Origin of the sequence: Nonomuraea sp. NPDC049750, from assembly GCF_040659625.1 — a bacterium.
GTDB lineage: Bacteria > Actinomycetota > Actinomycetes > Streptosporangiales > Streptosporangiaceae > Nonomuraea.
Genome location: NZ_JBFANB010000009.1, coordinates 225,586 through 237,709, shown reverse-complemented (window position 1 = coordinate 237,709; position 12,124 = coordinate 225,586). Strand labels below are relative to the sequence as shown.

Annotated in this window: 13 protein-coding genes; 3 read left to right on the top strand and 10 right to left on the bottom strand. The window is 69.6% G+C overall.

Annotated features, from left to right (window positions below; all coding sequences use genetic code 11):
• The first annotated feature begins 112 nt into the window (after positions 1 to 112).
• A complete protein-coding gene (locus tag AB0J16_RS24965; protein ID WP_358543607.1) occupies positions 113 to 904 on the top strand; it encodes an alpha/beta hydrolase in 792 nt (263 codons plus the stop codon).
• Here AB0J16_RS24965 and AB0J16_RS24960 read toward each other — a convergent pair.
• From AB0J16_RS24960 to AB0J16_RS24945, 4 genes are read right to left on the bottom strand one after another with little or no spacing between them, the layout of a single operon-like run.
• Positions 888 to 2,081, bottom strand: coding sequence for a glycoside hydrolase family 68 protein (locus AB0J16_RS24960; protein ID WP_358543604.1), 1,194 nt, complete (start codon positions 2,079 to 2,081; stop codon positions 888 to 890). The genes AB0J16_RS24965 and AB0J16_RS24960 overlap by 17 nt on opposite strands.
• A 2-nt stretch (positions 2,082 to 2,083) precedes the next feature.
• Positions 2,084 to 2,908, bottom strand: coding sequence for a carbohydrate ABC transporter permease (locus AB0J16_RS24955; protein WP_358445907.1), 825 nt, complete (start codon positions 2,906 to 2,908; stop codon positions 2,084 to 2,086).
• Positions 2,905 to 3,813 carry a sugar ABC transporter permease gene (locus tag AB0J16_RS24950; RefSeq protein WP_358543601.1) on the bottom strand — a complete coding sequence of 303 codons (909 nt, stop codon included), beginning with the start codon at positions 3,811 to 3,813 and terminating at the stop codon, positions 2,905 to 2,907. The genes AB0J16_RS24955 and AB0J16_RS24950 overlap by 4 nt, the downstream gene beginning before the upstream one ends.
• A 5-nt stretch (positions 3,814 to 3,818) precedes the next feature.
• Complete coding sequence (locus AB0J16_RS24945) at positions 3,819 to 5,180, bottom strand: extracellular solute-binding protein (protein ID WP_358543599.1); 1,362 nt, start codon at positions 5,178 to 5,180, stop codon at positions 3,819 to 3,821.
• A 148-nt stretch (positions 5,181 to 5,328) separates the two neighbouring features.
• Between AB0J16_RS24945 and AB0J16_RS24940 the strand changes: the two genes are divergently transcribed.
• A complete protein-coding gene (locus AB0J16_RS24940) occupies positions 5,329 to 6,405 on the top strand; it encodes a LacI family DNA-binding transcriptional regulator (protein WP_358543597.1) in 1,077 nt (358 codons plus the stop codon).
• A gap of 102 nt (positions 6,406 to 6,507) precedes the next feature.
• On the opposite strand, the gene AB0J16_RS24935 is transcribed toward AB0J16_RS24940, so the two are convergent.
• The 6 genes from AB0J16_RS24935 to AB0J16_RS24910 form a co-directional block, all read right to left on the bottom strand.
• A complete protein-coding gene (locus tag AB0J16_RS24935; protein WP_358543594.1) occupies positions 6,508 to 6,828 on the bottom strand; it encodes a hypothetical protein in 321 nt (106 codons plus the stop codon).
• Between the two features lie 131 nt (positions 6,829 to 6,959).
• The gene (locus AB0J16_RS24930) at positions 6,960 to 7,991 is read right to left on the bottom strand and encodes a nitronate monooxygenase (RefSeq protein WP_358543591.1); all 1,032 of its coding nucleotides are present in this window, start codon (positions 7,989 to 7,991) and stop codon (positions 6,960 to 6,962) included.
• An 87-nt stretch (positions 7,992 to 8,078) separates the two neighbouring features.
• A complete protein-coding gene (locus AB0J16_RS24925; protein ID WP_358543588.1) occupies positions 8,079 to 8,984 on the bottom strand; it encodes a DUF4331 family protein in 906 nt (301 codons plus the stop codon).
• Entirely contained in the window at positions 8,984 to 9,154 is a 171-nt protein-coding gene (locus tag AB0J16_RS24920) for a tautomerase family protein (protein WP_358543585.1), read from the bottom strand. The genes AB0J16_RS24925 and AB0J16_RS24920 overlap by 1 nt, the downstream gene beginning before the upstream one ends.
• A gap of 170 nt (positions 9,155 to 9,324) precedes the next feature.
• Complete coding sequence (locus AB0J16_RS24915) at positions 9,325 to 9,615, bottom strand: hypothetical protein (RefSeq protein ID WP_358543582.1); 291 nt, start codon at positions 9,613 to 9,615, stop codon at positions 9,325 to 9,327.
• A gap of 205 nt (positions 9,616 to 9,820) precedes the next feature.
• On the bottom strand, positions 9,821 to 11,050 hold the full coding sequence (locus tag AB0J16_RS24910; RefSeq protein ID WP_358543935.1) for a serine hydrolase domain-containing protein: 1,230 nt from the start codon (positions 11,048 to 11,050) through the stop codon (positions 9,821 to 9,823).
• Between the two features lie 319 nt (positions 11,051 to 11,369).
• On the opposite strand from AB0J16_RS24910, the gene AB0J16_RS24905 reads away from it, so the two are divergent.
• Positions 11,370 to 12,107, top strand: a complete 738-nt coding sequence (locus AB0J16_RS24905) for a helix-turn-helix domain-containing protein (RefSeq protein ID WP_358543580.1) — start codon at positions 11,370 to 11,372, stop codon at positions 12,105 to 12,107.
• Positions 12,108 to 12,124: the final 17 nt, after the last annotated feature.

Here is a 12,124-nt window from a genome sequence, read left to right as displayed (position 1 = left end):
GCGCGGGCCGCGCACGCTAGGAGGGCCGATCCTAGGCAATCGGCTCCCCTCCTCATCACCGCACGCCCGTGGCATCGTCCCTGGTGTCCAGCGATGAGAAGGGGAGACAGACATGAGAGAGATCGACATGAGAGAGATCACAGTGGGCGCCGCGCACGTGCCGTACCGGGTGATGGGCGAGGGCCGCCCGCTCGTCCTGGTGCATGGGGGCAGTCCGGGCTCGAAGGCATGGGACGGCGTGGCCGGGGCGTTCACGGGCACCAGCACGGTGGTACTGCCGGATCTTTCGGGAAGCGACGCGGCGCGCGACGACGGGAGCGAGCTCACGGTCGAGCTGCTCGTCGAACAAGTCGCCGCCGTGATCTCCGACCTCGGGGAGGGGCCCGCCGACGTGGTCGGGCACTCCATGGGGGCTTCGGTGGTCGCCGCGTTGGCCGCCGTACGGCCGGATCTGGTGCGCAGCGTCGTGTCGGTCACGGGCTGGGCCGGGCGGGGCGATGCGTACCTCCGCAACGCGTTCACCGTCTGGCGCGATCTCGCCGGTGATGGCGACACCTTCGCGCGGTACACGATGCTGATCGCCTTCAGCCGTGAGCATCTGGCTTCCATCGGCCCGGCGGCCGTGGCGGAGCTCGCCACGGCCTTCCGGCCCCATGCGGGCCGGCTCCGGCAGATCGATCTCGCCTCTCGGCTGGACGTCCGCGACCTGCTGCCGCGGATTCAGGCGCCGACGCTGGTGATCGGGTGCGCCCGCGACACGCTGATCTCCGCGGAGTACTCCCGCGAGCTGGCCGCCGCCATCCCGGGTGCCTCGTACGAGGAAGTCGACAGCGGACACATCGTGATGGCCGAGCGGCCGACGGAGCTGGTGAAGCTCGTCCGCGACTTCATCCACACGGGATGACAGAGGTGGTCATCGCGTCCAGGCTGAGCTTGAGCATCGGGGCGATGGTGCCGCCGAAGCCGGCCCGTGCCCGCGCGGCCGGCGCGGATCGCGGATCCGCGCCCTGGCAGGAGCGGTAGTTGGCGAAGCTGACCACACGGAGGTCGGGCAGCACCAGCCAGGCGTATGCCTGGTCGGGTTCGCGGGCGGGGTTCTGGATCACGAGCCCGGACCCGTTGAGCGGCTCGTACGGCCCGGTCAGGCTCGGTGCGGCGAAGCCGTAGAGCCCGGTGGGCGCGCGGCCGGCCGGGTGAAAGGTGTGGCGTTGGGTGGAGAAGAAGAGGTAGTACCGGCCGTCACGGACGATGACGTGCGGTCGTTCGAGCTCGTGGTTGATACCTTCGGCGACGAGCAGTGGCGGCAGGAGGGACCAGGTGCCCGCTTGTCGCTCGGCCAGGGCGATCGCGCCGGTGAAGCCGTCCTGCCACGCGGTGGACGCGGCGACGAGGAGATGGTCGCGCCCGTCGGCCGGGTCGCGGAACCAGCCGGGATCGCGGAAGGCCCTGATACGGCCCGGCGCTCCGTCACCCTCCCCCACCGGCAGGCCTGGGGCTCCGTCACCCTCCCCCACCGGCAGGCCCGGGGCTCCGTCGCCCTCCTCTGTCGGCAGGTACATCCGGCCGTCGGAGCGCAGCACCTCCCTGTGCTCGGCGTCCGGTCTCAACGAGATCCGGCCGTCGTCGGCGATCAGGGCGGCGCGGGCCTCGATGACGCTCTGCCGGTACGTCGGTCGTGCTTCGCCGCGCCGTCCGGCGGCCGTGTAGTACACCGACACGGTCCCATCAGGCCACCGGACCGCTGACCCGGACCATTCACGGCTGCCGGGCGCGGCGCCGTCGGCGAAGGCGTTCCCCAGGTCCTCCCACTCGTCGCCGCGTCGGGCGAGCAGGCGGATCCGGGCCTGGTCATGGCGCTCTTCGGGGTGGCCGGCGGCGGGGGCCGACAGGGCCATCCACAGCTCCCGGCCGCCGAGCACGCTCGTCGAGCCGTCCTCGTCCTGGATCGGCCACAGGTCCCACAGGTCGTGGCCCGGCAGGATCGGTGGCACGGAGGCGGGGGCGATGACGGGCGCCGAGGTCGTGGCGGCCTCGGCGAGCAGGTCGAGGTGCCGGCGGGTCCAGCGTGCCGGATGGAGCATGGTCATCCCTTCAAGGAGCCCTGGAGCAGGGCCTTGACGAAGTGACGCTGGAAGATGAGGAAGATCACCAGCGTGGGCGTCAGGATCAGCAGCGACCCGGCGCACAGCAGCGGGATATCGGTGCCCCACTGTCCCTGGAAGGCGCCCAGGGCGCCGGACATCGTGCGTTTGGTGGGATCGTCGACCAGGACGATGGCCAGCAGGAACTGGTTCCAGGTCCACAGGAACAGCAGGATGCCCAAGGACGAGATCGCCGGCATCGCCAGGGGGACGTGGATGCGCCGGAACAGCTGCCACACGTTGGCGCCGTCCATCCGCGCGCTCTCCGACAGCTCCCCGGGCATGTTGACGAAGTGGGCGCGCATCCAGAAGACGCTGAACGGCATGAACAGGCCGATGAGCGGCAGGATGATCGCCCAGCGGGTGTTGAGCAGCCCCATGTCGCGGATCTGGTAATACAGCGGCGTGATGATGCCCTCGAAGGGGAGGGTCAGGCCGAGCACGAACAGCAGGAAGATCACCCGGCCGCCGATCACGCGCAGGTGACCGATGGCGAAGCCGGCCATCGTACCCAGCAGGATCGAGATCGGGACCACGCCGAGCACGATGAGGGCGCTCGACTTCAGCAGCTCCCCCATCTTCGCGGCCTCGAAGGCGCGCGGGAAGTTGCCCCACTGCGGGTGGTCCGGCCAGGCCAGCCCCGCCGGGTAGGTGCCCGAGGGGTGCAGGGCGGTGACGAACAGGCTGAGGAACGGCAGGAGCGTGACCGCCATCATGAGGACGAGCAGCAGCCTGCCGGTCCAGGCTTCCCGCGAGGCGGTGATCATCGGTTGCCGTCCTTCGCGAACCACTGGATGGGCAGGGCGCAGGCGATCACCAGGACCATGAGCACCACGGCCAGGGCCGAGGCCATGCCCACCTCGCGTTCGGAGAAGGCCAGGTAGAAGATCTGCAGGCCGGGCACCATGGTCGTGTTGCCGGGACCGCCCTGGGTGGAGATGTAGATGATGTCGAAGCTCGCCAGGGCCGCGATCACCGTCACCGTGACGCAGACCGCGATCTCCTGGCGCAGGCTCGGCACCGTGATGGAGACGAACTCCCGCCACGCCCCCGCGCCGTCCAGCCGGGCGGCCTCGTACAGCGCCGGGTCGATCTTGCTCATGCCGGCCAGGAGCAGCAGCGTGCACAGGCCGAGCAGCACCCACGCGCCGATCATGCCGACCGCGGGCAGGGCGGTGGCGAAGTCGCCCAGCCAGGCCCGGGTCACTCCCCCGAGGCCGACGAGCGAGAGCAACTGGTTGATCACGCCGGTGGAGGCCAGCAGCCAGCTCCACGCGATGCCGGCCGCCACCAGCGGGATGACCTGCGGCAGGAACAGCACGGTCCGCGCGATCAGGGCGAGTCTGCTGGCGGAGATCCGCCGGATCGTCGCGGCGATGGCCAGGCCCAGCACGACCGGGATCGCGCTGAAGAACACGATCAGCTTGACGGCGTTGACCAGCGAGTCGAACAGGTCCGGGTCGGTGAAGACCTTGCCGTAGTTGGCCGGGCCCACCCAGGTGGACGGGCCGATGCCGTCCCAGTCGTAGAGCGAGTACTGAACGGTCAGGGCGATCGGGCGCAGGACGAACACCGCGTAGAAGGCGAGCGCCGGGGCGACGAACAGCCAGCCGGCCAAGCCGCGCGCGCCGCGCAGCTTGGCCACGGCCGGCCGCCGGTGCGAGAGTCCCACCTGCCTCAGTTCCCTTCGAGCTGGCCGGCGTAGTCGGCCTGGACGCTCTTCAGCAGTTCCTGCGGCGTCTGCTGTCCCGCGACGAGTTTCTGCAGCTGGGGGGTCCAGCTCTTGGCGTAGATGGCGCCGGTGGCGTTGGCGATGAAGTCCATCGCGCCGTTGTCCTTGGCGATGTCCGCCCCCGCGGCCAGCGTGCCGGCGGTGACCGTGCCGGATTCGACGGCGGGCATGTACGCGTCGGCCGGTCCCATCGGACGCGATCCGCCGACCTCCACGCCGATCTCGCGGGCCCGCTTGTCGGTGGCCACCCAGTTGAGGAAGAAGGCGGCGCAGTCGGCGTTCTTGGCGTTCGCGGCGATTCCGAAGGTCAGAGGCGCCGACATGGCGGCCCGCTTGCCGCCCTGCTGGACCGGCGGCATCAGGGAGAAGCCGACATTGCCCGCCATCTGCTTGTCGAGGTTGCCCGACTCCCAGTCGCCGTTGAACATGAACAGGCCCTTGCCGCCGATGAAGCGGCTCATCATCGTCGCGTAGTCGACCGCGTTGACGTCCTTCTGGAAGTAGCCGGCCTTGATCCACCGCTCCAGGTGCTGGGCGGCTTGCAGGTTCGACGGGGTGTCGATGGTGGCGCCGGGCTTCTGGAAGATCCAGTCGTTGATCGGCTGGGGCGGTCCGTAGGAGGCCATGAGGTTCTGCAGCGGGAAGGCCAGGCCGCCGGTGGCGCCGCCGTTGAACTGCACGATGGGCGTGATACCCGCGCTCTTGGCCTTGGCCAGCACCGCGTCGAGCTCCGCCAGCGTGGCGGGCGGCGCGGACATCCCGGCCTGCGCGGCGAGCTTCTTGTTGTAGAAGACGCCGGTCATGCTGAAGTTGAGGCCCAGGGCGTACAGCGAGCCCTCGCCGCGCGGCCGGCCGCCCGGGCCCAGGCGCAGCTGCTGGAGCTGCGAGGCCGGCCATTTGTCCCAGCCGAACGCCGTCGCGTAGCCGTCCAGGTTCTTCAGCAGATTGTCCTTCACCAGCTCGGAGACCTGGGGCAGGCGCATCAGGTCGGGCGGGTTGTCGGCCAGCACGCGCGGGGCGTTCTGGGTGATGACGGCGAACTGGTCCTCGCGGATGTTCCACGTGACGTTCGGGTGCTGCTTGGTGAACTCGGTGGTCAGCGCCTTGGGGAGGGGGAAGCCGGTCTCGAAGTAGCCGTTCATGGTGATCGGCGCGGTGCCGCAGGTGGGCGCCGCGGACACCGGCGAGGCGCTGGTGGCCTGGGGTCGCGGGCTGTCGCTGCCGGGAGCCGCGCAGGCGGCGGCCAGCGTCCCCATGGCGATCACAAGCGCGGCCCCGGACCTGCCGGGGCGAACTCGGCGTGCCATGTGCATCTCCTCTGCTGCTTGGGACGATCGGCACCGGGCTGATGTCCCGCTTTCCGTTGCTAAATCGGGTTAGCGCCCGATAGTCTCACGGCGCGCGTCATACGATGTCAACCCCCCGTACCACTCTCTTGACGATCGGAGGTCCTGGGTGAGCCCACGACGGGTCACGCTGGCCGATGTGGCCAAGGCGGCCGGTGTCTCCCGCCCGACCGCCTCGCTGGTGCTGTCCGGCCGCGGCCGTGAGCTGCGTATCTCTCAGGACGTCGAGCAGCGGGTCCTGCGGGCGGCCGAGGAGTTGCAGTACCGGCCCAACATCGTCTCCGTGGGCCTGCGTACGGGCACCAGCCGGACGATCGGCTTCGTCTCCGACACCGTCGCCACCTCGCGGCTGGCCGGCGACATGATCAAGGGCGCGCTGGAGGCGGCCCGTGAGCGCGGTTTCATGCTGTTCATCGGTGAGACCGAAGGCGACGCCGAACTTGAACGCCTCCTGCTGCAGGCCATGCACGACCGCCAGGTCGACGGGCTCATCCTGGCCTCGATGTTCACCAGGACCATCAAGGTGCCCAAGGGCATCACGGCCGCGCCCGCAGTGCTGCTCAACGCGCTGCCCAAGCAGCCCACTCCCCTGCCCGCCGTCATCCCCGACGAGGCCGAGGCCGGCCGCCGCGCGGCCCGTGTCCTGCTCGACGCCGGCCATCGCGACGACATCTACCTGATCGGCGCGGGCCCGCGCCTGCGCGACGTGCCCGCGCAGAGCCTCGCGGCGGTGGAGCGGCTCGTCGGTATCCGCGAAGCGCTCGGCGCGGCGGGGGTCAAAGTGGCGGGCGCCCGCACCTGTCCCGACTGGCAGCCGGAGTACGGCCTCGCCGCGACGCGCGACCTCCTGCGCACCGCCAGGCCGCGTGCGCTGATCTGCTTCAACGACCGCATCGCCATGGGCGCCTACCAGGCACTCGACGACTTCGGGCTCAAGGTGCCGGGGGACGTCTCCATCGTCTCCTTCGACGACCACCCCCTCGCCTCGTGGATGCGGCCCCAACTGACCACCGTGGCGCTGCCCCACTACGAACTGGGCCGCAAGGCCGTCGACGTGCTGTTCACGGAAATCGACCGGTTCACCGAGGCCGACCGCGAGCATGCGGACACCGACCGGGCCGGCGAGGTGCACCGGGTCCCGATGCCGGTCCGCAGTCGCGAATCCGTCTCGCCGTCGCCGGCTTGACCGTTGATCACGTGCCGGCCGGCGTCTCCAGGGATGGAGCCGGGTCGAAGCGGCCCCAGACGCCGCTGACCGCGCGGTTCCTCCGGCCGTTGCGCGACAGCGTCACACTGACCAGCGCCGACAGTGCCGCCACGTCAATCGGGTGAGCGATACCGGCGAGCTCGGCGCCGGTGGACGAGGGAACAGCTCGGTCAGGTAAGCGGCCGTCGGCCCGTAGATCATCGCCGAGAACACGATCTGCAGCAGCACGGCGATGACGATCTGCGCGTACTGGTGATTACCTGCGGCCGCTTTCATCCACGCGTACAGCGGCAGGAAGGTCAGCGCGGCCAGGACGAGCCCGGCGACGATGATGCGGCGGAGATCGCGGGGTGAGGTCTGCTCGACCTCGGGAGATTCGGTGCGGCGGTTGTTCGGCAACAAGCTGATGTCCCCTTCGGCTGGGCCTCCTGGCCGGCTGACCAGCGGTAGAGGGGACGTTAAGCGCGCCGTTATCTTCGGGTCCAACGATTGTTGGCGATGGGAGCCGTCTCCCGGAGAGAACTAACGGCGTGCTACAGGTTCGCCGCGAGGCGGGCCAGGATGCGCGCCGCGGGCTCGGCGGACGCGTGCCGGTAACCGGTGCCGGCCCACAGGTGGAGGCGTTCGGCGTCACCGGCGGCGGCCGCGGCTCGGCGCAGCGGGCTGGTCAGGTGGTGCAGCGCGGGGTAGCCGGCCGGGGCGAGGTGGTCGTAGCTGTCAGTGAAGGCGTTGCGCAGCGCGCGTGCGGGGCGGCCGGTGAACGCGCGGGTGACGATCGTCCGGTCTCGGGCCGGGTCGGCGAGAGCGTCCTGGTGCGTTTTCGAGGCGCCGCTTTCGTCGGCGCGGATCAGGACGGTGCCCACCATGGCGGCAACAGCGCCGGCCCGCAGGACCTCGGCGACGGCATCGCCGGTGGCCAGACCTCCTGCGGCGATGAGCGGGAGATCGGTCACCTGGGCCACTTCGCGCAGCAGCTGGGTGATCGGTGTCGCCGCGGGAAGGCGGTCGGGGGTGAGGGTGCCCGAGTGGCCACCGGCCGCGCCCGCCTGTACGGCCAGGAGGTCGGCGCCCGCGTTGGCGGCGCGGAGCGCTTCCTCGGCAGAGGTGACCGTCTGTGCGATAAGCGTGCCAGCGGCGCGCAGCGCCTTGATGACCGCCGGATCCGGGATGCCGAAGGTGAAGCCGGCCAGCGGGACGGGGTTGGCAAGGAGGAGGTCGATCTTGTCGCGCCAATGGTCGTCGTCTTCGGTGAGAGCGACGGTGGCGAGGTCGAGTCCGTACTGGTCGGCTTCGGGCTGGATGGTGCGGGCGTAGCGGCGGTAGGCAGCGGGGGCGGCTGGGATCGGGTTGGGGGCGAACAGGTTGACGCCGAACGGAACGGCGGCCGCTCGTACCTCGGCGATCTGCTCCGCGAGCGCTTCCGGGCGCTTGTAGCCGCCGGCCAGCAACCCGAGGCCGCCGGCTTCGGCGGCGGCGGTGACCAGCCGGGGCGTGGTGGCGCCGCCGGCCATGGGTGCGGCCAGCACTGGAACGGACAGGCCGATGGCGGTCAGTGCGCTGTTCATGGTGGCCTGCTCTCCTGCCGGTGCCGGATCCGGCCCTTCGCCGTCCTCGGCTCCGAGGTTAGGAGGTGGGACCAGTGACTGGGAAATTCAGTTCGGAGCGCCCAGGTAGGGGAAGACCGTGAGCGTGTCGCTGTGCGGCTTGATCCCCTGGGAGGGCGCGTTCCCCTTGGTCAGGATGGCCAGCTGCGCGTCGATGATGTCGTCGGCGAGCTGGCGGCCGTTCGGGTAGCCGGCCGGATCGGTGCAATCGTAGGTGAGCAGGTCGGGCAGCAACTGCCCGGCCACCTCGGTGGCCTCGTGCTCGGTGTAGCCGCCGCCCGCGCCCAGCAGGGCCCCGACGATCTTGCCGGTGTGGTCGCGCCGGTCGTCGGCGGGCGCGCCGGCGTTGTAGGCGTTCTTGTCCTTGTCCTTGGTGAAGACGATGTTCATCAGCGGCCGGCCCATCCGCTCGACCTGCGTGCCCTCCAGCAGCACCGTCGTCCAGTAGCCGACCGGTTGCTCCAGGAACAGGCTGTTGGGCACCTCCAGCACGATGGCGAAGACGTTCTTGTCGGCGAAGAAGTCGGCCCCGGTGAAGGCCATGCCCGCCTTGAAGCCCTCCAGGTCGAAGAAGAACGGATCGCTGCGGAGCCCGGCGAAGAAGCGGTACTCCCCCTCGGTGGAAGTCTGCGCCCGCGGCCCGAAACACACCGGGGCACCGGCGAAGAGCACCTCGCCGTCCAGCTTCACCCTCGCCGTCTGTTCCGCCTCGCCGGAGAAGGTGACCGCGAAGGTCAGGTCGGCCACGGCGTCGCCGTTGGTGTCCAGGTTCAGGTTGTACACGGCCCGCGGGTGGAACCGCTCCCCCATGGTCGGTGCCAGCGGGTTGACGCACATGATCAGGACCGAGCGGTCCTGGTCACCGGGCTGCCGGAAGGCGAAGATGTCGGTGATGTCGATCCGGGCATCGCCATGCGGCGGCTTCATCCCCGGAGCATCGAGATGATCGGACATCAGGAGCCTCCTTCGGCGATGGCCGCCAGCCGGGGATCGGCGATTCCCCGTCGACGTACTCCTACCGGGATCCCCAAGACCTCCACCAGCGCGTGATGGACGGCGTCGACGACGGCCTTGACCTGGTCGGGGCGGCGTCCGCGGACCATGTCGATGCCTACCAGGGGCATGTCGGTGCTCCAATCGCGAGGTGAGGCCGCCCCTCACGATCCTGGACATTCCCCCCCAGCTCGGAAAACAAGGGCGGCCACCGTCTTGTTGCACCTCAGGGAAGAAGAGCTTTACGGGTGCTTGACCCCAGCACCCCGTTACGGTTGTCGCCCCGTGGACTGTCAGCGGCCTACATGAGCTTGGCGAGAGTGGGACCTGACACGTCCGTCGATGTGGGGCTGATGTACTCGGTGGAGACGTTCAGCTCCTTGCCGGCCGCGTCCGACCCGCTCTTCATGGCGCCGAAGAACGGATCGCTCAGCGGGCCGGAGACCACGACGACGGACAGCTTGCGGCCCGCGTCTCCGGAGGCACCGGGCGATGCGCCGGTGTCGCTCTGCCTGGAACATCCGGCTGTCAGTACGGCCAAGGCGACGATCGTCGAGATCAGGGCAAGGCGGAACCTGCGGACGTGGGGCATGACGCTTCCTGGGCCGAGGGAGGCTCGCGTGTTCGCGGCGAGTGGGCCTCCACCCGCCCACTCGGAGCAGGCGTGGCGGCGATGGGAGGACATCAGGCTCGCATCGGGCTTCACATCCGACGATTGTTTGCGATGCGAGCCATCTTCAGTGGAGAACACTTCTCTCGCCCCGTCCCGGCCACGGACGCTCGACCAGGCAGGCGGGTCAGTCGTCGAGCGCCTGGTAGAGGGTGGTCCAGAAGTCGTGGATCAGCCGCGCCGAATTGGGGACGGACATCCCGACCTGGGTGAGCATGATGCCGGTGAGCTGGTTGGCGGGGTCGGCGTAGGTCGAGGTGCCGCTTCCGCCGTCCCAGCCGAACTGGCCGATGGGCGCGTAGTCGCCGCGGTAGGTGCGCACCGCCATCCCGAAGCCCCAGCCGCCGTGCTGGCCTTGGCCGAAGGACACATGGACGTTGTTGACGGCCATGGCGTGCCGGGCGGCCTGCTGCTCGGGGGTGAGGCGGTTGGTGGTCATCAGCTCGACGGCGGGCCGTGACAGGATCCGTTCGCCGCCGTGCGTGCCGCCGTTCAGCAGCATCCGGAAGTAGGCGTGGTAGTCGTCGGCGGTGGAGACCAGCCCACCGCCGCTGCCCTGGAAGGCCGGAGGCTTGCTCCAGCGTCCCCCGTCGGCCGCGTCCCACACGTGGAACTCCCCGCTCCGCGGGTCGGGGGCGTACAGGTCCGGCAGCCGATCGATCTGGTCAGCGGGCACGTGGAAGCCGGTGTCCTTCATGCCCAGCGGCTCGAAGATACGCTCGCGCAGGAACTCCTCGAACGACTGGCCGGTGACCCTGGCGACCAGCACGCTGAGCACGTCGTGGCTGATCTGATACTGCCAGCGCTCTCCAGGCTGGTGCATCAGCGGCAGCTCGCCCAGACGGCGCATCCACTCATCCGGCCCGGGCATCGGCTCCGGCAGATCAGGCGTGAGCCCCCGCTCGAAGATCGCGCCCATGATCGGCGTGCCCAGCGCCGTCATGTCCATGCCGAGCCCGAACGTGGAGGTCAGCAGATCCCGTACGGTGATCGGCCGCCGCGCGGGCACCGTGTCGTCCAGCGGGCCGTCGATCCGCTTGAGCACCTGCCGATCGGCGAGCTCGGGCAGCCACGGCTCCACCAGGTCATCCAGTCGCAGCCGGCACTCATCCAGCAGCACCATCGCCGCCGCCATCGCGACCGGCTTGGACGTCGAGGCCATCCGGAAGATCGTGTCCCGGCGCATCGGCGCGCCACCGTCATGGCGCATCGTCCCGATCGCCTCGACGTGCGTCTCCTCGCCCCGGCCGACCAGGGCGACCAGCCCGGGAATCTTCCCGGACTCGACATGCCGTCCCAGCACGTCACGCAGTCGGCGCAGCCCCGCTTCGGAGAAGCCGCCGTTGCCGTTTCCCATCATGAATCTCCTCGCGCACAGTGTTCGATCTCTGCGAGCCCTGCCTGGGGCTCGGTCATGGGTCACCCTCAGCGGCGCCACCGGTGCCGTTCGGAAAACCCTGAACGCCTGCGACACTACATTGCGTTTATAAATCAGTCAACAAGCAATGAGAGCCCGTTTCACCTGCTCTATCTAGTAAACATGGCCTTCTTTGCAATGACTGTGAGACTGAATGCAAAGGGTGATCAGACTTGCATTGCAATGGGAAGCGAGCGAATACATACTGTTGCGGTGGGTGTGCGGCCCGCGCATGTCGAGAGACAGGAGACGAGCACCGATGCCCGGAGGCAGACTCACCAATGAGGACCGTCAGCGCATCGCGGCGGCGCTGGCCGAGGGGCTCGGATACGCGGAGATCGGCCGGCGTCTAGGGCGGCCCGCCTCGACCATCATGCGGGAGGTCACCCGCAACGGCGGACCCGACGACTACGGGGCGGAGCAGGCGCACGAGGCCACCCGGCATCGTGCGCGCCGGCACAAGCAGGCTCAGCCTCCGGCGCCGCCGATCCCCGACAGCGGCCACGGGCGTGACCCCCAAGCGGTGCGGGACTTCACGGAGTCCTTCACCGCTCTCCTCGTTCAGCAGGGCCTGCCCCGGATGGAGGCCAGGGTGCTGGCCTGCCTGTACATCACCGACTCCGGCGCTCTCACCGCCGCCGACCTGGTCCAGCGGCTCCGCGTAAGCCCCGCGTCGATCTCACACGCCATCGCCTTCCTCGAACAGCAGGGCATGCTCAGCCGCGAACGGGCCCCCGGCGCGCGCCGCGAACGCTATGTCATCGACGATCAGATCTGGCTCGGGACGCTCCGCGCGGCTCTGCGGATGAACGAGGCCCTGGCCGTCGCATCGCAGCGCGGAGCCGAGATTCTCGGGGCCACCACCCCGGCGGGCGCCCGCTTCGAGTCATCCGCCGAACTTCTTTTCCTCCTGAGCGGAGCCTTCCGGCAGGTCATGGAGGAGTGGCTGCGGAACCAGACCGCCCGGAGCGTCCACGCGCCGACCACCTCTTCTTGACGCGCGCCACCGCGGAC